This window comes from Cedecea sp. Ae19-4 (genome assembly GCF_059801165.1).
The window spans coordinates 2,040,642-2,063,542 of the sequence record NZ_JBCHWG010000001.1; the positions used below are offsets into that span (position 1 = coordinate 2,040,642).

Annotated in this window: 25 protein-coding genes and 1 pseudogene; 17 read left to right on the forward strand and 9 right to left on the reverse strand. The window is 56.4% G+C overall.

Annotation, left to right across the window (positions count from 1 at the left end):
- Positions 1 to 143: 143 nt before the first annotated feature.
- A complete protein-coding gene (fliE, locus tag AAIE02_RS09670; RefSeq protein WP_008458146.1) occupies positions 144 to 461 on the reverse strand; it encodes a flagellar hook-basal body complex protein FliE in 318 nt (105 codons plus the stop codon).
- A gap of 229 nt (positions 462 to 690) precedes the next feature.
- Between fliE and fliF the strand changes: the two genes are divergently transcribed.
- The 15 genes and pseudogenes from fliF (at position 691) to lpxO (ending at position 13,365) form a co-directional block, all read left to right on the forward strand.
- Positions 691 to 2,382: a flagellar basal-body MS-ring/collar protein FliF gene (gene fliF / locus AAIE02_RS09675; RefSeq protein ID WP_336983394.1), complete on the forward strand. Its 1,692-nt coding sequence runs from the start codon at positions 691 to 693 to the stop codon at positions 2,380 to 2,382.
- Positions 2,379 to 3,371, forward strand: coding sequence for a flagellar motor switch protein FliG (gene fliG / locus AAIE02_RS09680; RefSeq protein ID WP_008458144.1), 993 nt, complete (start codon positions 2,379 to 2,381; stop codon positions 3,369 to 3,371). Before fliF ends, fliG begins: the two co-directional genes overlap by 4 nt.
- Positions 3,364 to 4,059, forward strand: coding sequence for a flagellar assembly protein FliH (fliH, locus tag AAIE02_RS09685; RefSeq protein ID WP_008458143.1), 696 nt, complete (start codon positions 3,364 to 3,366; stop codon positions 4,057 to 4,059). Before fliG ends, fliH begins: the two co-directional genes overlap by 8 nt.
- Entirely contained in the window at positions 4,059 to 5,417 is a 1,359-nt protein-coding gene (fliI, locus tag AAIE02_RS09690) for a flagellar protein export ATPase FliI (RefSeq protein WP_008458141.1), read from the forward strand. Before fliH ends, fliI begins: the two co-directional genes overlap by 1 nt.
- A gap of 12 nt (positions 5,418 to 5,429) precedes the next feature.
- A complete protein-coding gene (gene fliJ / locus AAIE02_RS09695) occupies positions 5,430 to 5,873 on the forward strand; it encodes a flagellar export protein FliJ (protein WP_008458139.1) in 444 nt (147 codons plus the stop codon).
- Positions 5,870 to 7,111: a flagellar hook-length control protein FliK gene (locus AAIE02_RS09700; protein WP_498532440.1), complete on the forward strand. Its 1,242-nt coding sequence runs from the start codon at positions 5,870 to 5,872 to the stop codon at positions 7,109 to 7,111. The genes fliJ and AAIE02_RS09700 overlap by 4 nt, the downstream gene beginning before the upstream one ends.
- A gap of 121 nt (positions 7,112 to 7,232) precedes the next feature.
- Positions 7,233 to 7,700, forward strand: a complete 468-nt coding sequence (gene fliL, locus AAIE02_RS09705; protein WP_008458135.1) for a flagellar basal body-associated protein FliL — start codon at positions 7,233 to 7,235, stop codon at positions 7,698 to 7,700.
- A gap of 4 nt (positions 7,701 to 7,704) precedes the next feature.
- Complete coding sequence (gene fliM, locus AAIE02_RS09710) at positions 7,705 to 8,709, forward strand: flagellar motor switch protein FliM (protein WP_166872879.1); 1,005 nt, start codon at positions 7,705 to 7,707, stop codon at positions 8,707 to 8,709.
- Positions 8,706 to 9,116, forward strand: coding sequence for a flagellar motor switch protein FliN (fliN, locus tag AAIE02_RS09715; RefSeq protein ID WP_008458131.1), 411 nt, complete (start codon positions 8,706 to 8,708; stop codon positions 9,114 to 9,116). The genes fliM and fliN overlap by 4 nt, the downstream gene beginning before the upstream one ends.
- On the forward strand, positions 9,117 to 9,497 hold the full coding sequence (fliO, locus tag AAIE02_RS09720; RefSeq protein WP_498532441.1) for a flagellar biosynthetic protein FliO: 381 nt from the start codon (positions 9,117 to 9,119) through the stop codon (positions 9,495 to 9,497). It begins immediately after the preceding gene.
- Positions 9,497 to 10,237 (forward strand): flagellar type III secretion system pore protein FliP, encoded by a 741-nt coding sequence (gene fliP / locus AAIE02_RS09725; RefSeq protein ID WP_008458126.1) that lies wholly within the window; start codon positions 9,497 to 9,499, stop codon positions 10,235 to 10,237. Before fliO ends, fliP begins: the two co-directional genes overlap by 1 nt.
- A gap of 12 nt (positions 10,238 to 10,249) precedes the next feature.
- A complete protein-coding gene (gene fliQ / locus AAIE02_RS09730; protein WP_008458124.1) occupies positions 10,250 to 10,519 on the forward strand; it encodes a flagellar biosynthesis protein FliQ in 270 nt (89 codons plus the stop codon).
- Positions 10,516 to 11,308, forward strand: a pseudogene (gene fliR, locus AAIE02_RS09735) (flagellar biosynthetic protein FliR); the annotation flags it as partial. The gene fliQ and the pseudogene fliR, both read left to right, overlap by 4 nt.
- A gap of 342 nt (positions 11,309 to 11,650) precedes the next feature.
- Positions 11,651 to 12,274, forward strand: coding sequence for a transcriptional regulator RcsA (gene rcsA / locus AAIE02_RS09740; RefSeq protein ID WP_008458120.1), 624 nt, complete (start codon positions 11,651 to 11,653; stop codon positions 12,272 to 12,274).
- Positions 12,275 to 12,456: 182 nt separating this feature from the next.
- Positions 12,457 to 13,365: a lipid A hydroxylase LpxO gene (gene lpxO / locus AAIE02_RS09745; RefSeq protein WP_008458118.1), complete on the forward strand. Its 909-nt coding sequence runs from the start codon at positions 12,457 to 12,459 to the stop codon at positions 13,363 to 13,365.
- A gap of 107 nt (positions 13,366 to 13,472) precedes the next feature.
- On the opposite strand, the gene dsrB is transcribed toward lpxO, so the two are convergent.
- Complete coding sequence (gene dsrB / locus AAIE02_RS09750; protein ID WP_008458116.1) at positions 13,473 to 13,661, reverse strand: protein DsrB; 189 nt, start codon at positions 13,659 to 13,661, stop codon at positions 13,473 to 13,475.
- Positions 13,662 to 13,790: 129 nt separating this feature from the next.
- Here dsrB and yodD point away from each other — a divergent pair, with 129 nt between their 5' ends.
- On the forward strand, positions 13,791 to 14,024 hold the full coding sequence (gene yodD, locus AAIE02_RS09755) for a YodD family peroxide/acid resistance protein (RefSeq protein ID WP_008458114.1): 234 nt from the start codon (positions 13,791 to 13,793) through the stop codon (positions 14,022 to 14,024).
- A 437-nt stretch (positions 14,025 to 14,461) separates the two neighbouring features.
- On the opposite strand, the gene dgcQ is transcribed toward yodD, so the two are convergent.
- From dgcQ to AAIE02_RS09770, 3 genes are all read right to left on the reverse strand, one after another.
- Positions 14,462 to 16,129 (reverse strand): cellulose biosynthesis regulator diguanylate cyclase DgcQ, encoded by a 1,668-nt coding sequence (dgcQ, locus tag AAIE02_RS09760; RefSeq protein WP_498532442.1) that lies wholly within the window; start codon positions 16,127 to 16,129, stop codon positions 14,462 to 14,464.
- 186 nt (positions 16,130 to 16,315) lie between these two features.
- Complete coding sequence (locus AAIE02_RS09765; RefSeq protein ID WP_008458110.1) at positions 16,316 to 16,495, reverse strand: YodC family protein; 180 nt, start codon at positions 16,493 to 16,495, stop codon at positions 16,316 to 16,318.
- A gap of 92 nt (positions 16,496 to 16,587) precedes the next feature.
- A complete protein-coding gene (locus tag AAIE02_RS09770) occupies positions 16,588 to 17,502 on the reverse strand; it encodes a DUF808 family protein (protein ID WP_166991494.1) in 915 nt (304 codons plus the stop codon).
- 172 nt (positions 17,503 to 17,674) lie between these two features.
- On the opposite strand from AAIE02_RS09770, the gene yedA reads away from it, so the two are divergent.
- Positions 17,675 to 18,592 carry a drug/metabolite exporter YedA gene (yedA, locus tag AAIE02_RS09775; RefSeq protein ID WP_008458105.1) on the forward strand — a complete coding sequence of 306 codons (918 nt, stop codon included), beginning with the start codon at positions 17,675 to 17,677 and terminating at the stop codon, positions 18,590 to 18,592.
- On the opposite strand, the gene AAIE02_RS09780 is transcribed toward yedA, so the two are convergent.
- The 4 genes from AAIE02_RS09780 to AAIE02_RS09795 all read right to left on the reverse strand — a co-directional run bounded on the left by AAIE02_RS09780 (position 18,593) and on the right by AAIE02_RS09795 (position 22,896).
- Positions 18,593 to 19,093: a DNA mismatch endonuclease Vsr gene (locus AAIE02_RS09780; protein WP_166991488.1), complete on the reverse strand. Its 501-nt coding sequence runs from the start codon at positions 19,091 to 19,093 to the stop codon at positions 18,593 to 18,595.
- Positions 19,094 to 19,105: 12 nt separating this feature from the next.
- On the reverse strand, positions 19,106 to 20,515 hold the full coding sequence (locus AAIE02_RS09785; RefSeq protein ID WP_498532443.1) for a DNA cytosine methyltransferase: 1,410 nt from the start codon (positions 20,513 to 20,515) through the stop codon (positions 19,106 to 19,108).
- 97 nt (positions 20,516 to 20,612) lie between these two features.
- Positions 20,613 to 21,308, reverse strand: coding sequence for a phosphohydrolase (locus tag AAIE02_RS09790; RefSeq protein WP_008458100.1), 696 nt, complete (start codon positions 21,306 to 21,308; stop codon positions 20,613 to 20,615).
- A gap of 49 nt (positions 21,309 to 21,357) precedes the next feature.
- Complete coding sequence (locus AAIE02_RS09795; RefSeq protein ID WP_498532444.1) at positions 21,358 to 22,896, reverse strand: fructose PTS transporter subunit IIA; 1,539 nt, start codon at positions 22,894 to 22,896, stop codon at positions 21,358 to 21,360.
- Positions 22,897 to 22,901: the final 5 nt, after the last annotated feature.

Genomic DNA, 22,901 nt, shown 5'->3' on the forward strand with positions numbered 1-22,901 from the left:
GGATGTGCGTCGCTTAACGAGCAGGTAAGACACAAGCTGGATGAATAAAAGAGTCAAAGGCGGGGCAAAAATACAACGCACGGTCAAATACCAGACAAGAGCAAACAAGGCTTGCTCCCGTCTGAAATCAATCAGCCCATGCACTAAACCTGCATGTTCATCACTTCCTGGTAAGCTGCAACCAGCTTGTTGCGCACCTGAATGCCCATCGCCAGTGAAACGGAAGATTTCTGCAAATCCACCATGACATCGTTCAGCGCCACGCCTGGCGTGCCGAGAGCAAATTTTTCCGCCTGGGCACGCGCGGTGTTGGAGGTTTCGCTTATCCGTCCCAAAGCGGCCTGCAGCTCGCCGGCAAAACTTACCGTTGGCGCGGAGGCAGCCGAAGCTGCGGGATTGGTCGCCGACAGCGCGGTCGCCTGAAGTTGTTGCAGTACGCCTTCGATACCCTGAATAGCCATTTTTACGCCCCATGTGTATTAAGCCGAGGAAGATTACCACCTTGTCAATAGGATAAAGGCGTTAAATAGACGTAAAAAATAGAGCTAATTCAGCCATCGAAAATTCCTGAAACGAAAATAATGACACTGCCATCCATATGGAACTTTTGTCGTGTTTGTCGACCCGGGAGTCAGTCTTGTTCACTCATTACTCTAAAAATTCTGTCAACGCTAAGCCGCGAGGTGTGGAATGACCACTGCTGCTCAGGCGCAAACGCCGCAAAACAAGACTCTTGAGTGGTTGAATCGCCTTCGTGCTAATCCCAGAATCCCGCTGATAGTGGGCGGTGCCGCCGCCGTTGCCGTGCTGGTGGCCCTGGTGCTTTGGGCAAAATCTCCCGATTACCGCGTGCTGTACAGCAACCTCGCCGATCAGGACGGGGGCGCGATTGTTACCCAGCTTCAACAAATGAATATTCCCTACCGCTTCTCAGACAACGGTAGCGCCATCATGGTCCCGGCAGACAACGTCTACGATCTGCGTCTGCGCCTGGCTCAGCAGGGCCTGCCTAAGGGCGGTGCCGTCGGCTTCGAGCTTCTGGATCAGGAAAAGTTTGGTATCAGTCAGTTTAGCGAGCAGGTGAACTACCAGCGGGCGCTGGAAGGCGAACTGGCCCGCACCATTGAAACGCTTGGCCCGGTGAAGAATGCCCGCGTGCATCTCGCCATGCCAAAACCATCCCTGTTTGTTCGTGAACAAAAGTCCCCTTCTGCTTCCGTTACCCTTAGCCTCGAACCTGGCCGCGCGCTGGATGAAGGGCAAATTAATGCCGTGGTGCATATGGTTTCCAGCGCCGTGGCTGGTTTACCGCCGGGTAACGTCACGCTGGTCGATCAGGGTGGCCATTTGCTGACGCAGTCTAACAACGCTGGCCGTGACCTTAACGACGCCCAGCTCAAGTACGCGACTGACGTAGAGAGCCGCTACCAGCGCCGCATTGAATCTATCCTTGGCCCGATTGTCGGCAACGGCAACGTGCATGCTCAGGTCACCGCGCAGATCGATTTTGCCAACAAAGAACAAACCGAAGAGCAGTATCACCCTAATAGCGATCCGGCCCAGACCGCGGTCCGCTCTCGCCAGTTGAACCAGACCTCTCAGGTTAACGGTCAGTTCCCGGGCGGCGTGCCGGGCGCGCTTTCCAACCAGCCGGCGCCAGCGAACACGGCACCGATTTCGACGCCGCCGCAGAACAACCAGGCTAACCAGCAGGCCAACAACGGCCAGCAGAACCAGGCCAGCACCACCGGTCAGAACGGCAGCAGCAACACTTCGCGTGACGAAACCACCAACTATGAAGTGGACCGCACCATCCGTCACACCAAACTGAACGTGGGGGATATTCAGCGTCTTTCCGTGGCCGTGGTAGTGAACTACCGCCAGCTTGCCGACGGGAAACCTTTACCGCTCACCGCCGACCAGATGAAGCAGATCGAGAACCTGACCCGTGAAGCGATGGGCTATTCCGAATCCCGCGGCGATACCCTGAACGTGGTCAACTCTCAGTTCACCGCCACCGAAGACGACAGCGGCAGCAGCCTGCCATTCTGGAAGTCTCCGGCCTTCTTCGACATGCTGCTCTCAGCGGGTCGCTGGCTGATTGTGCTGATTGTCGCCTGGCTGATATGGCGGAAAGCGATTCGTCCTCAGCTCACCCGCCGCGCGGAAATTCTGAAAGCCACTAACGAAGCGAAGCAGAGCGCTAAAGCCGAAGAAGAAGCCGTGGCCGTTACGCTAAGCCGCGACGAGCAACAGCAGCAGCGTAAAGCTAACCAGCGCCTGAGCGCCGAAGTCATGAGTCAGCGTATTCGTGATATGTCCGACAACGATCCTCGCGTAGTTGCGCTGGTGATCCGCCAATGGATGAGTACTGAAATATGAGTATTACCGGAACAGAAAAGAGCGCCATCCTGCTGATGACCATTGGCGAAGACCGTGCCGCTGAGGTGTTCAAGCACCTCAGCCCGCGTGAAGTACAGCATTTAAGTGCGGCGATGGCTAACACCCATCAAATTTCAAACAAACTGCTGACCGAAGTGTTGGCCGAGTTTGAACAAGAAGCCGAACAGTTCGCCGCACTGAGCATCAATGCCAACGACTATCTGCGTACCGTATTGATCAAAGCGCTGGGCGAAGAGCGTGCCTCCAGCCTGCTGGAAGATATTCTCGAAACCCGCGATACCACCAGCGGCATCGAAACGCTCAACTTTATGGAGCCGCAGAGCGCCGCCGATCTTATTCGCGACGAACACCCGCAGATCATCGCCACCATCCTGGTTCACCTCAAGCGTGGCCAGGCGGCGGACATTCTGGCGCTGTTCGACGAACGCCTGCGCAACGACGTGATGCTGCGTATCGCCACCTTTGGCGGCGTTCAGCCGGCCGCGCTGGCAGAACTGACCGAAGTGCTGAACAACCTGCTCGACGGCCAGAACCTCAAGCGCAGCAAAATGGGCGGCGTGAGAACGGCAGCGGAAATTATCAACCTGATGAAAACCCAGCAGGAAGAAGCCGTTATTACCGCCGTGCGCGACTTCGACGGCGAACTGGCGCAGAAAATCATCGACGAGATGTTCCTGTTCGAAAACCTTGTGGCCGTGGACGACCGCAGCATTCAGCGTCTTCTGCAGGAAGTGGAGTCCGAATCTCTGCTTATCGCCCTCAAAGGTGCAGAACAGGCGCTGCGCGAGAAGTTCCTGCGCAACATGTCCCAGCGTGCTGCCGACATCCTGCGCGACGACCTCGCCAACCGTGGCCCGGTACGTCTGTCGCAGGTGGAAAACGAACAGAAAGCTATCCTGCTTATCGTGCGTCGCCTGGCGGAGACCGGCGAGATGGTGATCGGCACCAGCGAGGATACCTATGTCTAATACGCTGCCATGGAAACTCTGGACGCCTGAAAACCTCGCCTTCCCTACGCCGGTGTTCGAAGAGATTGTGATGCCGGAAGCGACGGCCGAGCAGGAAGAGCCGGAAAGTGAGCCGGACCTCCAGCAAACGCTGGCGATGATGCAGGCTCAGGCCCGAGAACAGGGACACAGCGCGGGCTTTGCCGCCGGGCACGATCAGGGCGTGGAAGAAGGCCGTAAAGCGGGCTTCCAGCAAGGCCTTGAGCAAGGCATCAATGAAGCCCGTCAGCAGCAGGCACCGGTTCACGCCCGGATGCAGCAGCTGGTGAGCGAATTCCAGTACACGCTGGATGCGCTGGACAGCGTGATTGCTTCCCGCCTGATGCAAATGGCGCTGGAAGCCGCGCGGCAGGTCATTGGCCAGACGCCTGCCGTAGATAACAACGCGCTGATCAAACAGATTCAGGGCCTGCTGATGCAGGAACCGCTGTTCAGCGGTAAGCCGCAGCTGCGCGTACACCCGGATGACTTACAGCGGGTGGAAGAGATGCTGGGTGCCACGCTAAGCCTGCACGGCTGGCGTTTGCGCGGCGACCCAAGCCTGCACCAGGGCGGCTGCAAAGTCTCCGCCGATGAAGGCGACCTTGACGCCAGCGTGGCCACTCGCTGGCAAGAGCTGTGCCGTCTGGCCGCGCCAGGAGTGCTCTGATGACCGCGCGCCTGACCCGCTGGCTGAACACGCTCGACAATTTTGAAGCGCGGATGGTCGAACTGCCGTCCGTTCGCCGCTACGGCCGCCTGACCCGCGCCACCGGCCTGGTCCTGGAGGCAACTGGCCTGCAGCTGGCGCTGGGCGCGACCTGCATCATTGAACAGCACGATCGCGAAGTCGAATGTGAAGTCGTGGGCTTCAACGGTCACAAACTGTTTCTGATGCCGCTGGAAGAAGTGGAAGGCATTTTGCCTGGCGCCCGGGTTTATGCCCGCTCGGCGACGGCGGAAGGCCTGCACAGCGGTAAAAAACTGCCGCTCGGCCCCGCCCTGCTCGGCCGCGTGCTCGACGGCAGCGGCCGCCCGCTCGACGGGCTGCCTTCGCCGGATTCCGACCTGATGGGCGCGCTGGGTGCAGCCCCGTTTAACCCGCTCCAGCGTACCGCGATTGAACATGTTCTTGACGTTGGCGTTCGTCCGATTAATGCCCTGCTGACGGTAGGTCGCGGGCAGCGTATGGGCCTGTTTGCCGGTTCAGGCGTGGGGAAAAGCGTCCTGCTCGGGATGATGGCGCGTTATACCCAGGCTGACGTGATCGTCGTGGGCCTGATTGGCGAGCGTGGTCGCGAAGTAAAAGACTTTATCGAGAACATTCTCGGTGCCGAAGGCCGGGCGCGTTCCGTTGTGATTGCCGCCCCGGCGGACGTTTCTCCACTGCTGCGTATGCAGGGTGCCGCCTATGCGACAAGAATCGCCGAAGACTTCCGCGATCGCGGCCAGCACGTCCTGCTGATCATGGATTCACTGACACGTTACGCCATGGCCCAGCGTGAAATCGCCCTCGCCATTGGCGAACCTCCGGCGACCAAAGGCTATCCGCCTTCGGTCTTTGCCAAGCTCCCGGCGCTGGTTGAACGTGCGGGGAACGGCATACACGGCGGCGGCTCTATTACCGCGTTTTATACCGTACTCACCGAAGGCGACGATCAGCAGGACCCGATCGCCGACTCCGCGCGAGCCATTCTTGACGGCCACATTGTGCTGTCGCGCCGCCTGGCAGAAGCGGGCCACTATCCGGCCATCGACATCGAAGCTTCTATCAGCCGTGCCATGACATCGTTGATTACCGAGCAGCATTACGCCCGGGTACGTCGTTTCAAACAGTTGTTATCCAGCTTCCAGCGCAACCGTGATTTGGTTAGCGTGGGGGCTTACGCCAAAGGCAGCGATCCTATGCTCGATAAGGCCATTGAACTGTGGCCGCATCTTGAAGCCTTCCTGCAACAAGGCATTTTTGAACGCGCAAACTGGGAAGAAGCCAGCCTCGCACTGGAGACGCTTTTCCCCACGGTTTGATGAGAGGTGACCATGAACCAAAACAGCGCACTGGATACTTTGCGTGAACTCGCCGCCCAGGAAGTGGAAAAAGCGGCGATTCGTTTAGGGGAGATGCGCCGGGGTTGCCAGCAGGCGGAAGAGCAACTCAACATGCTGATTAACTATCAGTTTGAGTACAGCAACAGCCTGAATGACAACATGAGCCAGGGGATTGCCAGCACCCGCTGGCAGAACTACCAGCAGTTTATACGCACGCTGGAAAAAGCCATCGAACAGCACCGCCAGCAGTTGATGCAGTGGTCCAATAAAGTTGATCAGGCATTGGGCGCATGGCAGGAAAAACAAAAGCGCCTGCAGGCATGGCAAACCCTACAGGACAGAAAGGCAGCGGAGCTGTTGCTCGCAGAGAACAGACTCGATCAGAAGCAGATGGACGAATACGCCCAGCGGGCCACATTGAGGAAAGGTGAATGATCACATTGCCAAAAATTCTGTTAAACACCGGGGCCGATACCGCTGCCGCCGGGGATGCAAAAGTCGCGGACGGCAAAGGCTTCGGTGAAGACTTCCTGACGCTGCTGGGCAAAGCTTTGCCGGCAAACGTCGCTTTGGAGGACGGCAAATCGCTGCCTCTGGGCGCGGCGTTAAGCAAAGTTGCCGCGGCCAATGCCGCTAAAGGTGAGACCCAGGACGGCCAGGCAGCTCTCGCTGAACTGCTGAACTCACCGGAGCAACCTGAAGCGCTTTCCACCCTGCTCACTTCCCTCGGCAAAACAGAAACGGGTGATAAGCCAGAGGCGGAGCTGAAAGACGCCAAAACCGATAAGCCTCTGAGCGACGCGGAGCTGCAAACGCTCAGCGCGCTGTTTGCGATGCTGCCGCAGCCCGTGACCGCTGCACAGCCTGCGGCGCTAGCTAAAACAGCTACCGACACGGCATCGCTGTCCGCCCTGACCTCTGCGGCAGGGAATACCGCAGGCAAAAATACCGCGGACAGCCTGCTGCCTGCTGGCGGCAGCGGGAAGAAAACCGCCCCGGTGGGCGCAACGCTTGCGGACAGTAAATCCGCTGCTGCCAACGCGCCGGCAGTAGCCCAACCGCAGGGGGATGACAAAGCCCAACTGGTCGCTACCAACCCCCCTGACAGTCGTGACAACGCGTCGCCGCAGGCAAATAACACCGCCCCTGTCACCGCGCAGATAACCCCAGCCATCAGCAGCGCCACCGTTGCGGCTCCAACCACAACGCACATCGCTACCCCTACGGCACCGATGATCAGCGCCCAGTTAGGAAGCCATGAGTGGCAACAGCAGATTTCTCAGCACGTTACGCTGTTTACCCGTCAGGGCCAGCACAGCGCCGAGCTGAGATTGCACCCGGAAGATCTCGGTCAGGTGCAAATTAGTCTAAAACTAGAAGATAACCAGGCGCAGCTGCAGATGATGTCACCGCACAGTCACGTGCGCGCCGCGCTTGAAGCCGCGCTGCCGTCACTGCGTACTGCGCTGGCGGAAAGCGGTATCCAGCTTGGCCAGAGCAACATCAGCAGCGAAAGCTTCGCTCAGCAGCAGTCCGGCCAGCAGCAACAGCAGCAAAGCGCCCGCAGCGGGGAACGTTTTTCCCTTAATGGCAATGACGTCGAACCGCTCCCGGTGGCCGATAGCCTGCAGCGTCTGGCCAGCAGCAACGGCGCGGTGGATATCTTCGCCTGAGCCCCGTTAAAGGGTAAACGCCAGAGCTAGCGACAATAAACGTGTGTTTTCCGGGCTTTGACCGCCCGGAGACACGGGATAATTGCTATTCAGCAGTACCGATACAGGAATAAAGCGTTCAATGACTGATACCGCTATCACGAAAGGCCGTAAACGCGCCATCTGGGTGCCGATACTGGTTCTTATCACACTCGCCGCGTGCGCCACCGCAGGCTACAGCTACTGGCGCATGCAGCAAACGCCAGCCACAGCCCAGGCTAAAACGCCTGAGCCGCCGCCTGCGCCAGTGTTCTTCGCTCTGGATACGTTTACCGTCAATCTGGGTGATGCGGATCGCGTGTTGTACATCGGCGTCACGCTGCGTTTGAAAGATGAAGCGACCCGCCAGCGCCTGAGCGAATTCCTGCCGGAAGTCCGCAGCCGTCTGTTGCTGCTGTTCTCTCGCCAGGACGCCAATCAGCTTGCTACCGATGCCGGTAAGCAGAAGCTGGTGGAAGCGATTAAAACTACTCTGGCGCCGCCTCTGGTCGCCGGGCAACCTCAACAGGTAGTCAGCGACGTGCTGTATACCGCCTTTATCTTGCGGTAAGTCCATGGGCGACAGTATTCTTTCTCAGGCCGAAATCGATGCGCTGTTAAACGGCGACAGTGAGAATAACGACGAGCCGAAGGCCGGGGCGCCGGGCGAATCCGATATTCGTCCCTATGACCCGAATACCCAGCGTCGCGTGGTGCGTGAGCGCCTGCAGGCGCTGGAAATTATTAACGAGCGTTTTTCTCGTCAGTTCCGTATGGGGCTGTTTAACCTGTTGCGTCGTAGCCCGGACATCACCGTCGGGGCTATCCGTATCCAGCCGTATCATGAGTTTGCCCGCAACCTGCCGGTACCAACTAACCTGAACCTGATTCACCTGAAACCGCTGCGCGGCACCGGGCTGTTCGTCTTTTCACCCAGCCTGGTGTTTATTGCGGTAGACAACCTGTTTGGCGGGGATGGCCGCTTCCCAACGAAAGTGGAAGGCCGGGAGTTTACCCACACCGAACAGCGCGTGATCAACCGTATGCTGAAGCTGGCGCTGGAATCCTACAGCGACGCGTGGAAGGCGATTTACCCGCTGGACGTGGAATACGTTCGTTCGGAGATGCAGGTTAAATTTACCAACATCACCACGTCGCCTAACGACATCGTGGTTAACACCCCGTTCCACGTCGAAATTGGCAACCTGACCGGGGAGTTCAACATCTGCCTGCCGTTCAGCATGATTGAACCGCTGCGCGAGCTGCTGGTGAACCCTCCGCTGGAGAACTCCCGTCAGGAAGATCAAAGCTGGCGCGACACCCTGGTGCGCCAGGTGCAGCATTCCGAGCTGGAATTGGTGGCGAACTTCGCCGATATCCCGCTGCGGTTATCCCAAATCCTAAAACTGAAACCTGGCGATGTGCTGCCCATCGAAAAGCCAGATCGTATTATCGCGCACGTGGATGGCGTACCGGTCCTGACCAGCCAGTACGGCACCATTAACGGCCAGTATGCCCTGCGCGTCGAACATTTGATCAACCCGATATTGAATTCGCTGAATGAGGAACAGCCCAAATGAGTGATATTAATCAACCGTCCGATGACAATGCAGGCTCAGTGGACGATCTGTGGGCTGATGCGTTAAACGAGCAGAAAAGTTCCGGGAAAAGTACCGCGGATAACGTATTCCGCGCGCTGGAAGGCAATGACATTGCCGGCAACGTGCAGGATATCGACCTGATCATGGACATTCCGGTCAAGCTGACCGTCGAACTGGGCCGTACCCGCATGACCATCAAAGAGCTGCTGCGCCTGACGCAGGGTTCCGTGGTCGCGCTTGACGGACTGGCCGGCGAGCCGCTGGATATTCTGATCAACGGTTACCTGATTGCCCAGGGGGAAGTGGTTGTCGTCGCCGACAAATACGGCGTGCGAATTACCGACATCATCACCCCATCAGAACGTATGCGTCGCCTGAGCCGCTAAATGACAACCCAGGCCACCGTCACTCAGCCCAGCGTCAACGCCAGCTCGCCGCTTGTTCAGGTCAGCGGGGCGTTGGCCGGCATTGTTATTTTTATTCTGGTGGCCGCATGGCTGGCAAAGCGCTTTGGTTTTCACGGGGCGGGCGTCGGCGTAAAGAAGTCGCTGAACATTAGCGCCAGCGTGAGCGTAGGCCCGCGCGAGCGCATTGTGGTGGTGGACGTCGAAGACGCTCGTCTGGTCCTCGGCGTCACCGCCAGCCAAATCACGCACCTGCACACGCTGCCTCCTGCGCCGGTCACGGATACTGTTGAAAAAGCCCCCGCGCCTGCCGATTTCCAGAAACTGATGAAGAACCTGCTTAAACGTAACGGGAAAGATTGATGAAACGTTTGCTGACGCTCTCGTTACCGGGCCTATTTTTGCTCCTCCCTGCGGCCGCCTTCGCACAATTACCGGGCCTGATAAGCCAGCCCCTCGCCAACGGCGGGCAGAGCTGGTCCTTGCCGGTGCAGACGCTGGTCTTTATTACCTCCCTGACCTTCCTGCCGGCCATTTTGCTGATGATGACCAGCTTTACGCGCATCATCATCGTTTTTGGCCTGCTGCGTAACGCCCTGGGCACACCGTCCGCCCCGCCTAACCAGGTGCTGGTTGGCCTGGCGCTGTTTTTGACCTTTTTTATTATGTCGCCGGTGTTCGACAAAATTTATACCGACGCCTACCAGCCCTTCAGCGAAGACAAGATCTCGATGGAAGTGGCGATGGATAAAGGCGCTCAACCGCTGCGCGAATTTATGCTGCGCCAGACCCGTGAAGCCGATCTGGCGCTGTTTGCACGTCTGGCGAACACTCAGCCGCTGCAGGGACCGGAAGCCGTGCCGATGCGCATTCTGCTGCCTGCCTATGTCACCAGCGAGCTGAAAACCGCGTTCCAGATTGGTTTTACCGTATTTATCCCGTTCCTGATTATCGACCTCGTGATCGCCAGCGTCCTGATGGCGCTCGGGATGATGATGGTTCCCCCCGCGACAATTGCCCTGCCCTTTAAGCTGATGCTTTTCGTGCTGGTCGACGGCTGGCAGCTGTTGGTGGGTTCCTTGGCGCAAAGTTTTTACAGCTAGCGGAGAAAGAAAATGACGCCAGAATCGGTCATGATGATGGGCACCGAAGCGATGAAGGTGGCCCTTGCCCTTGCGGCCCCGCTGCTGCTGGTTGCGCTGATAAGCGGCCTGGTTATCAGCCTGCTGCAGGCGGCCACGCAGATCAACGAAATGACGCTGTCGTTTATTCCAAAAATTCTGGCCGTGTTCGTGACCATCGTCATTGCCGGGCCGTGGATGCTTAACCTGCTGCTGGATTACATGCGTTCCCTGCTGACCAATCTGCCGAACACCATTGGATGATCCACGTTGACAGCACCCAGTGGCTAAACTGGCTAAGCCTCTATTTCTGGCCGCTGCTGCGCGTACTGGCGCTGATCATGACCGCCCCCATCCTGAGCGAGCGATCGATCCCCAAGCGGGTTAAGCTTGGGCTCGGGCTGATGATCACCTTTATCATCGCGCCTTCCCTGCCCGCAACAGGGGTGACGATCTTTTCTGCCGCGGGTTTCTGGCTGGCAATACAACAAATTCTTATCGGTGTGGCGCTGGGTTTTACTATGCAGTTCGCTTTTGCTGCCGTGCGTACCGCCGGGGAACTTGTGGGCCTGCAAATGGGACTCTCTTTCGCCACCTTCTTCGATCCGGGCAGCCGCCTCAATATGCCGGTTCTGGCCCGCTTTCTTGATATTCTGGCGATGCTGCTGTTCCTGACCTTTAACGGCCATTTATGGCTGATTTCGATGCTGGTCGATACTTTTCATACCCTGCCGATCGGCGGCGAACCGATCAACAGCAACGCGTTTATGGCGCTGACCCGAGCGGGCGGTCTGATCTTTCTCAATGGCCTGATGCTGGCCCTGCCGTTAATCACTTTGTTACTAACGCTTAACATCGCCCTGGGACTGTTAAACCGTATGGCTCCCCAGCTATCGGTATTTGTTATCGGTTTCCCCGTCACCTTATCTATCGGCATGCTTATTTTTATGGTAATGATGCCGCTTATCGCCCCCTTTACCGAACATTTATTCGGCGAGATTTTTGATCTGCTCGCGGATATTGTCAGTGAAATCCCCGCAAATTAATAACCCTGATTTTCATACTGCCTCTCTGAGGATATTCCTAAAAAAATATGTTAATAACATCCGCCAAGATATATCTGGCGCGGAATATAAGTTTTTACCTTGCTCACAATACACAACATTCACTTTACTTTAAGAACATTCCTGGCAAATTATAGGCAACTTTCCGGGATAGTGATTTCGCCTTTTAAATTATTAATAATGGTTACCCATAAATAATTAGAACTGCGGAAAATGCGGCGGATTGGCTTTGCCCTGGGACTGACATTGTCACTCGCGGTACAAAACCAGTACAGCTTTCAATCTGCGCTCCTGATTATTACGGGTATAACGCGCTTAGTGAGGGTTTGCTATGTCAACGATTATTATGGACTTATGCAGCTATACCCGGCTGGGGCTTGTCGGCTACTTAGCCAGCCGCGGGGTTAGAAAACGGCATATTGCAGATGTAGAAACGGTAGAACAGCTGGCACAGGCATGCCAGTCGCAGGCACCCAGCGTGGTGTTTATTAATGAAGACTGTTTTATTCATGACCCGGAAAGCAGTCAGAGAATTAAGCAGATCATAAATCAACATCCAGGGACGCTATTTTTAGTCTTTATGGCGATTGCTAATATTCACTTTGATGAATATCTTCTGGTCAGAGAAAATCTGCTGATCAGCTCGAAATCCATCAAGCCAGAATCTTTAGACGATATTTTAGCGGAATACTTAGCAAAAAATGCACAATGTATTGGACATATTAATTTGCCGACACTTTCTCTTAGTCGCACAGAGTCCAGCATGCTAAAAATGTGGATGTCAGGACAGGGAACGATTCAAATCTCTGATCAAATGAACATCAAGGCAAAAACCGTTTCGTCTCATAAAGGAAATATTAAACGCAAAATCAAGACCCATAACAAGCAAGTGATATATCATGTAGTTCGTCTCACCGACAACGTCACCAACGGTATTTTTGTTAACCTCCGGTAGCTGACTTACTCTGCATCCCTACGCCACTTTGGCCGCAGTATTTAATCTCTGACGCCCGTCAGAGATTAAATACAAGTTAAACGACACTCTTTCCTGTAACAAAACCGCAACCTTTGCTAAAAAAAGCAGAAAAATCTCACTAGACTTACGCCATACAAGTATACATGGAGAGATTTGTTGCTATGGTAGCCGTTATTGTTCTTGGCATTTTTATTATCAGCGTCTTTTACGCCCACTCCCGCGGTGTCGAAAAACAGAAGTTTTCCCGCCAGCTTTTTGACCACTCGACCTTTATGGCCCCGGTCAATATGTTCATGACGCGTTTCTCGCGTCTACCGCCTGAACAGCCGTATTTCCCGACCAGTGACTTTCCGGAACTGCAAAAGCTGACGGACAACTGGGAAATCATTCGAGAGGAAGCGCTGCGCCTGCAGGGCCACATTAAAGCGGCAGAAAGCCACAACGATGCCGGGTTTAATACGTTCTTCAAGCGGGGCTGGAAGCGTTTTTACCTGAAGTGGTACAGCGATGCACACCCGTCTGCGCATGAGCTTTGCCCGATCACCACAAAGCTGGTCAGCGAAATTCCGTCTGTTAAAGCGGCGATGTTCGCGGAACTCCCTGCAGGTTCTTACCTGGGCAAGCACCGGGATCCGTATGCCGGATCGGTGCGTTACCACCTTGGGCTTGCCACGCCCAACGACGACCGCTGCTTTATTGAAGTCGACCGGCAGCGCCACAGCTGGCGCGATGGCGAAGCGGTAATTTTTGATGAAACCTACGTACACTGGGCGGAAAATAAGAGCGAACAGACCCGTATTATTCTGTTCTGCGATATTGAGCGCCCGATGAAATGGCGCTGGGCGCAGGCCGTTAACCACTGGGTAGGCACCACACTGATGTCAGCCGCCAGCTCGCCAAATAGCGACAGCGACCGCACCGGCGGGCTGAACCGCATCTTCAAGTATGTTCACGCGCTGCGCGACAGCGGGCAAAACCTGAAGAAGAGAAACCGGAAAGTGTATTACGCGATGAAATATTCGGTGATTACGGTGATTTTTGCGGCGATTATTGTGCCTAGCGTGGTGTAAAGATTGCCGCTCCCCGAAAGCGAGGAGACTGTCCAGCGTCCACCTGATAGATTTCCCCCTCTCCCTTCCAGGGAGAGGGCCGGGGTGAGGGTCATACATCCTTTACCCTACTCTTCGCGCTCCACAAAAATGCCGTCCGGGTGGCCTGACTCATTAAAGAACCAGATCCCCAGCGGATAATCCTCCAGCGACACAAGATACATCGTTCCTTCGTTAAATGGCTCCACCGCCAGAACGATCCCCGAACGCCGCGGGCCGCCATCGGTCTTTACGGTCACCCGATCATTGATTTTCATGGTTATTTCCTCCAGAGACATTGCCTGCCATTGTAGATCAAAAACACCTTGAGCGCCCTTACTCCGGGCCACCTGGCGCATTATCTGAAACGGCTATACTTAAGGGTGGTGGTCAGCGAGGGTCAAGTGATGAAGAGCGTGAAAATCAGCGGCAGCGCGGCGCATCAGACAACGGAAGTGGATGTTGACGCACTGCTTGCCGCCATCAACGAAATTAGCGAAAGCGATATCCGGCACGCCAGCAGCGAGGAACACCCGCAGCGAGTGAGCGTGGATGGGCGAGACTGGCATAGCTATAAGGAGCTGGCGGATGCTTTTGAGCTGGATATTCGGGATTTTAGCGTGAATGAAATTAATCGCTAAGAAAAGCATCCCGGCCGGGGAGCCGGGATGAAAACTTGCTGAAGCAAGAAGCACTTGAAATTCGTTACATCAGGAAATCTGATGTGTTGACCACATTACCTTAAATTTTATTGAATACAAGGATATATTCTTTTCAGGAATGTCTATAACTGCACTCATTGACGCAATCAATTTGAGTCCAATGCCTTGTTAAATCGTTTTTTTAAACCTGATGCCCGCATCAAAGGGCCATTTGAGCGCTGAATAAATTAAGATTTATCCTAAACTGAACGTTCTGATTTCGCCTGCCGTACTGGGGCGAATAAAAAATAAACGCGCGTCAGCCTCGCCCACTACGTGACAAAAACATTACGCTTGCTTTAGCGAGCCGCCCCTTCGGTAACCGAATAAAACATCAGCAGGGCTTATATGATATAGCGGCCACGCCCGACGGGAAATCAGTCCTGGGTGCAAACCTGGTTGCGTCCGTTCTGCTTCGCCTTGTACAGCCGCCGGTCGGCAATGGACTGCAAATGCTCAAAATCATAATCGTGGCGCTCATGGGCGCAGCTCACGCCAAACGAGGCGCTGATTTTGAGGGTCTGTCCGGCCTGCAAAAGCAGCTCTTTGGTATTGATGCGGTGCCGAATCCGCTCGGCGACGGCTGCCGCCTCCGGAAGCTTCGTGCCTGGAAGCAGCACGCAGAACTCTTCCCCGCCCACGCGCCCGGCAACATCCTCTTCCCGAAGGGAGGAAGCAAGCAGCGCGGCGGCATGAGACAACACCTTGTCGCCGGCGTGATGCCCGTAGCGATCGTTAATGCCTTTAAAGAAATCGAGGTCCATCTGGATCACAGAGAACGGTTTTTCCTCGCGTTGGCAGTCCAGCGCCATTCCGTGAGCAATATCGAAGAAGGCGCCGCGGTTGTAGAGCCGGGTCAGGGTATCGTAATTTGCGCGCCAGCTCAGCGTTTGCTGCAGCGTCAACATATTGCTCACCAGCCGCCGAATCACCCGCCATGAGATGAACAACATCAGCGTAAAGAGCAGCCAGAGCAGCGTTAGCACAATGCTGATTCGACCAAATTCTCCCTGCACGCCCTCGCCGAGGGTATGCACTTTAATCAGCACGCCGTCAAAGTTCATCAGCTTCGCCCACGTCACGAAACGGCTGTCCATCCGCAGCTCGCCTTCTTCTCCGCTTTCCATGGAGCGGGCAATCTCAGCCTGCTGTTTGGCGCTAAACACCGGCGTCTGCGGCGCGCTGTTCGCCGCGGTGGCAATGAGCGAGAAATGCCTGTCAAACAGCATCACGGTGCCTTCATAGCGATCGTGAGACAGTTCCTGAAGGAATGCATGCATCCCGCTGACGGGAAAATCCATCGCCAGCACGCCATACCAGCGCTGATTCAGATCCAGCGGTACAGCCGCGGTAATAATCTGCCCATTTGGACTGACTGGGTTATAGGTATGCGTCCACTGCAGGCCACGGCCTGGGTTATTTTGCGGCGACTGAGCGCCAAAATAGGGCTGAGCAATGAGCCGATAATAGAGTGACACAAGGCCCGGATCGTTTTCCGGGGGCGTACTTGAGAGGAAAAAGCCCGCCCGCGAAGCATAGAACACACGCCTTTGCAGGTCTCGCTTGTCGTCGGCAAGCTGCATGATGTAGCTGAACTCCAGCGCCGCCTCCAGCTCAGGATAAAGCCAGCGCTCATCGCGGTCGAGCACGTTGCTGTGGCTGACAAACTCGTCGGAAACGCCGTTAATCGGCATCCCGCGATTAAGATCCAGCTTTAATTGCCAGTAAGGCTGCGTTCGCTGGACGGCAAAATCCGCCAACGCCTGACGTGAAATATCGGTGGAAATAGGAGACTGCAGCGCATAATGCATGGTGTTGCGGTAAAACAGCAGGCTATCAATGCTGTGCTGCAGCTGCCGGTCCAGCGCGGTGGCAATATTATCGAGGCTGTTACGCTGGTTAGAAATATAGGCGGACTCCAGCACCGCCACTTCACGCCAGGTCAGCAGCGTTGAGCATAGAAACACAACAATAAAACAGAGGTTTACCACCCGCTGCGGTCTTTTATAGCGGCTGATAAACCGCTCAAATGTAGTACCGATCAAGGGGGATCCTCCCTGGCGGACGACCCGGCCGCGGTTATCAGTTCCTTCCGAAAACCCCGGAAGAATGAAGTCTTTACAGATTTTGCCACCGCGACAGCGCTTTGTCGAAGCTGGCCTGCCGAAAAGCGCCTTAGCCGAGGATAAAAAAACCCGGCATAGCCGGGTTCCGTTAAAAAACCAGACACATCACGCCTGCTGATGCTCTCTGGTTTCCGCTGGCGCAAGGTCATCCTCACGAAACGCCTCGCGCTTTACGCCGTATCCGTCGTACCAACGGCACTCCACCATGCCACTGGAATAACCCGTGACAATCATGCGTGGACCGCCGTTCTTACGCCGGACTTCATCGCTGACCACATAAACCATAGCCGCCTCCGGCGTTAGGGGTGAAAACCTCTAAAGGTATAGTCAATGGTCAGCGTTTTTTCCTGACTAAAGCGTTATTTTTCATCTCGAACTTAGTGTGAAGCGCTCCCGCGAAGGTGATTTATGCCGTTCACCACCAGCAGCACAACACCGCCCGCAATAAAGCCGAGCACCAGGTTGGCAAGCGTCGGACCGGCAAGCTCAACCACGCCGCCAAACTGCCCCATCCATTGCTCAATGCCGTGATGAAGCACGGGCACGCCGTGCACCAGGATACCGCCGCCGACGAGGAACATCGCCAGCGTCCCGACAAACGTGAGGGTTTTCATTAGCCAGGGAGCAAGAATAAGCAGCCCTTTCCCCACCGCCTGTGCCAGCGCCGCACGCTTATCCGCCAGCCAGTATCCGAGATCGTCAATTTTCACAATCATCCCGACCAGGCCGTACACGCCGATAGTCACCAGAATGGCTATTCCTGCCAGGATTAACACCTGATTTAGCAGCGGCGCTTCCGCCACAATGCCAAGCGTGATGGCGACGATTTCCGCCGAAAGAATAAAGTCCGTGCGCACCGCGCCTTTCACCTTATCTTTTTCAAAGGCCAGCGGGTCCTGGGCGGCAACGGCCTCCAGCCTCGCCTGCTTTTCCTCCGCGCTTTCTTTGCGCTTTCTCGCCTGCAGGCTGTGCAGCACTTTTTCCACGCCTTCAAAACATAAAAACGCGCCGCCCACCATCAGCAGCGGCGTAATTGCCCAGGGCGCAAAGGCGCTAATAACCAGTGCCAGAGGCACCAGGATAAGCTTATTTAGAAACGATCCTTTTGCCACGCTCCAGACGACAGGCAGTTCCCGATTCGCGCGCAGGCCAGAAACCTGCTGAGCATTCAGCGAGAGGTCATCGCCCAGAACGCCTGCCGTTTTTTTTGCCGCGAGTTTGCCCATAACTGAAATGTCGTCCAGCAGCGTGGCGATGTCGTCGAGCAAAGTGAGTAAGCTACTTCCAGCCAAAATATCTGTCCTTATTGATGTCGATACCCAAGAGTATGAAGCAAAAAGCGCGCCGCGAAAAATCGCCGCGCTTGTCAATAAAAATTAACATTACATCAACAAGTATAAAGCTCGCTATCCGCCCACTTTTGGCGTTAACTGTCGGCCTGAAATTGGTGTCTGGTGAGGGATTATGCGAGCTCGTTCTGGTCAATTAGTGCCGCTGATAGCGGCGCTGTTTGCGTTGTACATCATCTGGGGTTCAACCTATTTGGCGCTGGCTATCGGGGTAAAAACCTGGCCGCCGTTTATCCTCGCTGGTACGCGCTTTATGCTTGCGGGTTCGCTGCTGATGGGCATTCTCCTGCTTCGCGGCCACAAGCTGCCCAAGCTGCGCCCGACGCTTAACGCCGCCCTTATCGGCGTGCTTCTGTTGGCCATCGGCAACGGCTGCGTCACGGTGGCCGAGCACCAGCACGTCCCTTCCGGCATTGCCGCCGTCATGGTCGCCACCGTGCCGCTGTTTACCCTCTGCTTCAGCCGCCTGTTCGGCATTAAAACGCGCAAGCTGGAGTGGCTCGGCATTGCCATTGGCCTCGCGGGTATTGTGCTGCTGAACAGCGGCGGCAATCTCAGCGGTAACCCATTCGGCGCTGTTTTAATTCTTATTGGCTCCCTGAGCTGGGCGTTTGGATCGGTTTACGGGTCGCGCATCGAACTGCCCGAAGGCATGATGGCGGGCGCGGTGGAAATGCTGGCAGCCGGGATTGTGGCGCTCAGCCTTGCGGCGCTCACCGGCGAACGGCTGACAACGATGCCGGACACCTCCGGCTGGCTGGCGCTGGGCTATCTCGCGCTGTTTGGCTCGATGATCTCCATCAGCGCCTATATGTACCTGATTCGAAATGTCTCCCCGGCGGTGGCGACCAGCTATGCCTACGTCAACCCGGTTGTGGCCGTGCTGCTGGGCACCACCTTTGCGGGGGAAAGCCTGTCGGCAATTGAATGGCTGGCGCTGGGGATCATTATTTTTGCCGTGGTGCTGGTCACGCTGGGTAAATACCTGTTCCCGGCCAAACCGGTGATTGAGACGTGTGAAGTCGAAAAATAGTTAGTCAGTGGCCAGCCTCTGCTGGCCGCTGTCGTGTCGCTGATGAATCCCGGTCACGTTAATTTCCGCGCTACGCCCGCCGCTGCAAATCCACTCTTCTAACCGTTCACACAGCGCCCGATCCTGCATTTTCTCACGGCCACGCAGCGCGCATTCCCAGACAATTAAAACTCGCCAGCCCTGCGCCAGCAAAAGCGCCGTGTCTCGCTTATCCCGCACAACGTTGCGGCCTATTTTTTCCAGCCAGAACTCGGTGCGCGTGGCCGGGACTTTAAACAAATAGCAGTCGTGATGATGCCAGAAACAGCCGTGGGTAAAGATAACGCAGCGGTATTCATCCACCACAAAATCAGGTTTGCCGGGCAATGCGGCATCCTGCACGCGAAAGCTAAACCCGCACTCTGCCAGCAGTCCAGCCAGACGTTTTTCAATGGCGGTGTCACGCGTGGCAATCGCCCGCATGTTTTTACTGCGTATCGCCTTGCTGTGTACATCCGCCATTTCTTTCTCCGCTTAGCGCTTTTTCACCGCTTGCTTGATCACCGGCTCCAGCAGTTTAGCCACCGCGGCAAACGCGGGAACGACGACGGAGTTACCAAACTGGCGATAAGCCTGAGTGTCAGACACCGGGATGCGGAACGCTTTCCCTTTCGGCGCTTCAAACCCCATCAGCCTGGCGCACTCGCGCGGCGTCAGGCGACGCGGCCTGTTCACCTGGTTATCAGGATGGTTAAAATCTGCCTCGCCCAGCGCCATGTCCCAGCCGCGATCGACCAGGATCTCCGCGCCATCTTTGAAATAACGAGCCGACAGCGTTCTTGCTACGCTTGCCGGGTTTTTCGGGTCAACCAGGCCGTAACCAAAGCCGTTGCCCTTGGCCTGATGCTTCTTCGCGTAGTTATAGAGGTATTTCCACAGCGTTGGGGTCAGCACATATTTCGCGTCAACCTCATCGTCCAGCAGCTCGCCAAAGGTCGGGCGACGAGCCGGATAGAATTCGCTCAGTTTCGCCAACGTCACCGCCGTATCCAGTTTCAAATCGCGGCGCGTGCCGACCAGCACAATGCGTTCCCGGTGCTGCGGCAGGAAATTTTTACCGTCGACAATTTTCGGATCGTCACGCCCGGAAACCGCGGCATCAGCCACGTCGTAACCCAGCTCGTCCAGGGTCTGCATGATAATGCGGAACGTATTGCCTTTATCATGGCTCTTCAGGTTCTTAACGTTCTCCAGCACAAAAACCGGGGGACGTTTGGCGGCAATGATCCGCGCCACGTCGAAGAACAGCGTGCCCTGCGTTTCACAGGAAAAACCGTGCGCGCGCCCAAGGGCATTTTTCTTCGACACGCCAGCCAGAGAAAACGGCTGGCAGGGGAAACCGGCCAGCAGCACATCATGGTCGGGCAGCGTGGCCTGGATGTGGGCCGTCGCCTGCTCGTCCGTGACGTCGCCACGATTGCTGAGCGTCACATCGCGGATGTCTTCATTAAACTGGTGCTGCGTCGGGTCGCAGTACCAGTTTGCCTTGTAGGTCCTCACCGCGTATTTATTCCATTCGCTGGTAAACACGCACTGGCCGCCGATGGCCTCAAAGCCGCTGCGGATCCCGCCTATCCCGGCAAACAGGTCGATAAAACGAAAAGCATAGCGCCCGTGATGCGCCGGCGGCGACGGCAGCATACTTTGCAGCATCTGCACTTCCACTTCGGTTAAACCACGAGGCGCAGACTTGCCGTTATACCAGCGGTTCAGGGACTCACGCGTCCAGTCGCCTCCCACCTGACGCAGGCGGAGCGCAACGGTTTTTTGATCGTAGATTTCAAGTAAACGGCTGACCAGCGCATTGTCTTCTTCTTGTTGAGTTTGTTTGTGGCGCTGTGCCTGAAGGGAGAGGTGTTCTGCTATCGCGTCAAGATCGTTCATCGTGAACCAAAAATGGGAAAAGGGAGTGAAACTGTATCACCGATTTGACCCAGAAAAAATGAAAACAGCCCGCAGAATGGACTGCGGGCCGGAAGGATTAAGCCTGTGATTTAAAACGCTGCAGGACCTGCTCGTCCACCTGCAGGTAGTCGCCTTTCAGCTCGGCGCACAGCTTTGCCATATAGCCGACGAGGAAATCCGCATTGTGCCGCGCCAGCGCGCGCCCGGCTTCGGTTTGCATTGACTCCGGCAGGCGCAGAAGCTTTTTCTGGAAATGGTCCACCGAATACTGCGTATCGTCCAGTTCACGGCGATCGGCCAGCGGATCGTCGCTGTCAAACAGCGAACGCCCCAGCGCGCCGGAAACATAAAACACCCGCGCCAGGCCTATCGCGCCCAACGATTCCAGCCTGTCCGCATCCTGCACTACTTTCGCTTCCAGCGTCTGCGGCGCAATAGCCGCGCTGAAACTGTGGGCCCGCACCGCATGGGCTACATCGTCATACAGCTCGCGGGGGAAGTCCGGGAAATGCGTTTCCAGAATACGCAGCGTCTCCTGCGCCGCCTGCGTTGAGGCCAGATGCCGCTCCGGGTGGTTCTTGGGCAGGTTAACGATGTCGTGGAAGTAGCAGGCGGTCAGCACCACCAGCCTGTCCGCCTCCGTCCCTTCCATAATATGCTGGGCGGTTTTCCATACGCGCCGAAAATGCGCCACGTCATGGGCTTTGTCATCCTGCGCCCAGTTCTCAATCAAATAGTTCTCAAACTGCTGCTGCCAGCGGGCAATCGGCATACACGTACTCCCCTTCTCGTGAAAAGCGCCAGTCTGAGTATAACCAGATTTATGACAAGATTATGACTTCCTCGCGGAACACATCCACTACGGCCTGCGCCGTTGCCGCGGCCAGCAGCCTCTCTCGGAAGGATTCATGCATCAGCCGTCGGGCTAAAACTGAGAATATCCGCATATGCTGCGCCTGCTCCTGCTCGCTGAGCGTCAGCATAATCACCAGCCGCACCGCCACGCCGTCTCCCCAATCCAGCGGTTCTGCCAGCCGCAGGACGGAAATACTGCTGCGGGAGATCGCGGCAGACTTACAGTGCGGAATGGCGATGGAAAAGCCCAGCGCGGTGGTAAAGACCGCTTCACGCTGCCAGATGGCCTGCTCGGCGAGCGTCGCAGAAAGCGCCCGCCCCTGAACGTCAAGGTTATCCGTCAGCCGTTTAATCACCTCATGCTTGTCATGAAGCTTTTCATCCAGAAACACCAGCGCCGGGCTGAACATGTCCGCTTCCTCGCTTACGGGTTCAGCAGCATACTTTTTGCATTCCAGCGCGTACCAGCGCTGCGCCACGTCATCGGGTGCCGCCAGCACAAACCCGTGTCCGGCGCCCAGCAAGTATGCCCCTGCTCCTGCGGCAAAGAGCGGCTTCGTCGAGGCCAGGCACAATAGCGGCGTCGCAAACGCTCGGGCGAGTATTGCGGTATGGGACGTTTCGCCGCCTGTCGGCATCACAATCCCCCGCAGAAATGGCCCTTGCAGCATGAGCAACTGGCCCGGCGTCAGCACGCCATCACCAATCACCAGCGCGTCTTCATCCAGTTGCCACAGCCCCAGCCACGGATTGCCGGTCAGTTCGGCCGCAATCCTCAGCCCCAGGTCAAAAACATCCAACTCCCGCTGGCGGAGATATTCGCTGTCGCTTTGCCGGAAAGGCTCCCGCAGTACGTCCAGCGCTTTTGCCAACGCGGCCAGCGTATTGCGGGCGTCATGCTCGTCCAGCAGGCACTCTTCAACGGTTTCATCCTCCAGCAGCTGACTTTGCGCATCCAGAATCTGCGCCGCTTCATCCGCCTGCTGGCTGATATCGTCCCGTAAACGCATCCGCGCAGCCTGCAGGGCGACAATCAGTCGCTGTTGCTGCAGAGGAAAAGGTTCTTCATCGTGCCGCAGCGCCAGCGCGTGGAGATCGATCTGCTCAACAAAAACGGCCTTTGCCAGCGCCGCCCCCGGACTAACGCCCTTCCCTTGCCAAACAGGGGATGCACTTCGGGAAAGGAACACCGGCAGCGGTTGCTCTTCGTCAACGGCAGCGGCCAGCGGCGAATCACACTGCGCGAACTCATGCCCAATAAAATGGCCGAGCGCCTGCCAGGCCGCCTGCTCGTCCGGGCCTTCAATCAGCAGCTGGCATTCATCGCCAGCGGCAACATCTGCCCCCACCAGCGCCAGGACGCTCTTGGCATCCCCCTGGCGTGACTTAGTCTGGTTCACTAGCGTCACCGAGGAAACAAAGCGTGAAGCCTGCCGCTCAAGCGCGCTTGCGGGCCTGGCGTGAAGTCCATTCACCAGCGGGCAACGAAATAACAATGTCTGCATAGGGG

Excerpts from the sequence above, each read along its gene's own strand:
- lpxO (WP_008458118.1), top strand. The coding sequence starts at position 12,457 with ATGGTAGCCGTTATTGTTCTTGGCATTTTTATTATCAGCGTCTTTTAC.
- AAIE02_RS09790 (WP_008458100.1), bottom strand. The coding sequence starts at position 21,308 with ATGCCGATTGCCCGCTGGCAGCAGCAGTTTGAGAACTATTTGATTGAG.
- fliQ (WP_008458124.1), top strand. The coding sequence starts at position 10,250 with ATGACGCCAGAATCGGTCATGATGATGGGCACCGAAGCGATGAAGGTG.
- AAIE02_RS09700 (WP_498532440.1), top strand. The coding sequence starts at position 5,870 with ATGATCACATTGCCAAAAATTCTGTTAAACACCGGGGCCGATACCGCT.
- fliL (WP_008458135.1), top strand. The coding sequence starts at position 7,233 with ATGACTGATACCGCTATCACGAAAGGCCGTAAACGCGCCATCTGGGTG.
- AAIE02_RS09795 (WP_498532444.1), bottom strand. The coding sequence starts at position 22,896 with ATGCAGACATTGTTATTTCGTTGCCCGCTGGTGAATGGACTTCACGCC.
- yodD (WP_008458114.1), top strand. The coding sequence starts at position 13,791 with ATGAAGAGCGTGAAAATCAGCGGCAGCGCGGCGCATCAGACAACGGAA.
- dsrB (WP_008458116.1), bottom strand. The coding sequence starts at position 13,661 with ATGAAAATCAATGATCGGGTGACCGTAAAGACCGATGGCGGCCCGCGG.
- fliG (WP_008458144.1), top strand. The coding sequence starts at position 2,379 with ATGAGTATTACCGGAACAGAAAAGAGCGCCATCCTGCTGATGACCATT.
- rcsA (WP_008458120.1), top strand. The coding sequence starts at position 11,651 with ATGTCAACGATTATTATGGACTTATGCAGCTATACCCGGCTGGGGCTT.
- fliN (WP_008458131.1), top strand. The coding sequence starts at position 8,706 with ATGAGTGATATTAATCAACCGTCCGATGACAATGCAGGCTCAGTGGAC.
- AAIE02_RS09765 (WP_008458110.1), bottom strand. The coding sequence starts at position 16,495 with ATGGTTTATGTGGTCAGCGATGAAGTCCGGCGTAAGAACGGCGGTCCA.
- fliI (WP_008458141.1), top strand. The coding sequence starts at position 4,059 with ATGACCGCGCGCCTGACCCGCTGGCTGAACACGCTCGACAATTTTGAA.
- fliP (WP_008458126.1), top strand. The coding sequence starts at position 9,497 with ATGAAACGTTTGCTGACGCTCTCGTTACCGGGCCTATTTTTGCTCCTC.
- AAIE02_RS09785 (WP_498532443.1), bottom strand. The coding sequence starts at position 20,515 with ATGAACGATCTTGACGCGATAGCAGAACACCTCTCCCTTCAGGCACAG.
- yedA (WP_008458105.1), top strand. The coding sequence starts at position 17,675 with ATGCGAGCTCGTTCTGGTCAATTAGTGCCGCTGATAGCGGCGCTGTTT.
- fliO (WP_498532441.1), top strand. The coding sequence starts at position 9,117 with ATGACAACCCAGGCCACCGTCACTCAGCCCAGCGTCAACGCCAGCTCG.
- fliF (WP_336983394.1), top strand. The coding sequence starts at position 691 with ATGACCACTGCTGCTCAGGCGCAAACGCCGCAAAACAAGACTCTTGAG.
- fliE (WP_008458146.1), bottom strand. The coding sequence starts at position 461 with ATGGCTATTCAGGGTATCGAAGGCGTACTGCAACAACTTCAGGCGACC.
- AAIE02_RS09780 (WP_166991488.1), bottom strand. The coding sequence starts at position 19,093 with ATGGCGGATGTACACAGCAAGGCGATACGCAGTAAAAACATGCGGGCG.
- fliM (WP_166872879.1), top strand. The coding sequence starts at position 7,705 with ATGGGCGACAGTATTCTTTCTCAGGCCGAAATCGATGCGCTGTTAAAC.
- fliJ (WP_008458139.1), top strand. The coding sequence starts at position 5,430 with ATGAACCAAAACAGCGCACTGGATACTTTGCGTGAACTCGCCGCCCAG.
- fliH (WP_008458143.1), top strand. The coding sequence starts at position 3,364 with ATGTCTAATACGCTGCCATGGAAACTCTGGACGCCTGAAAACCTCGCC.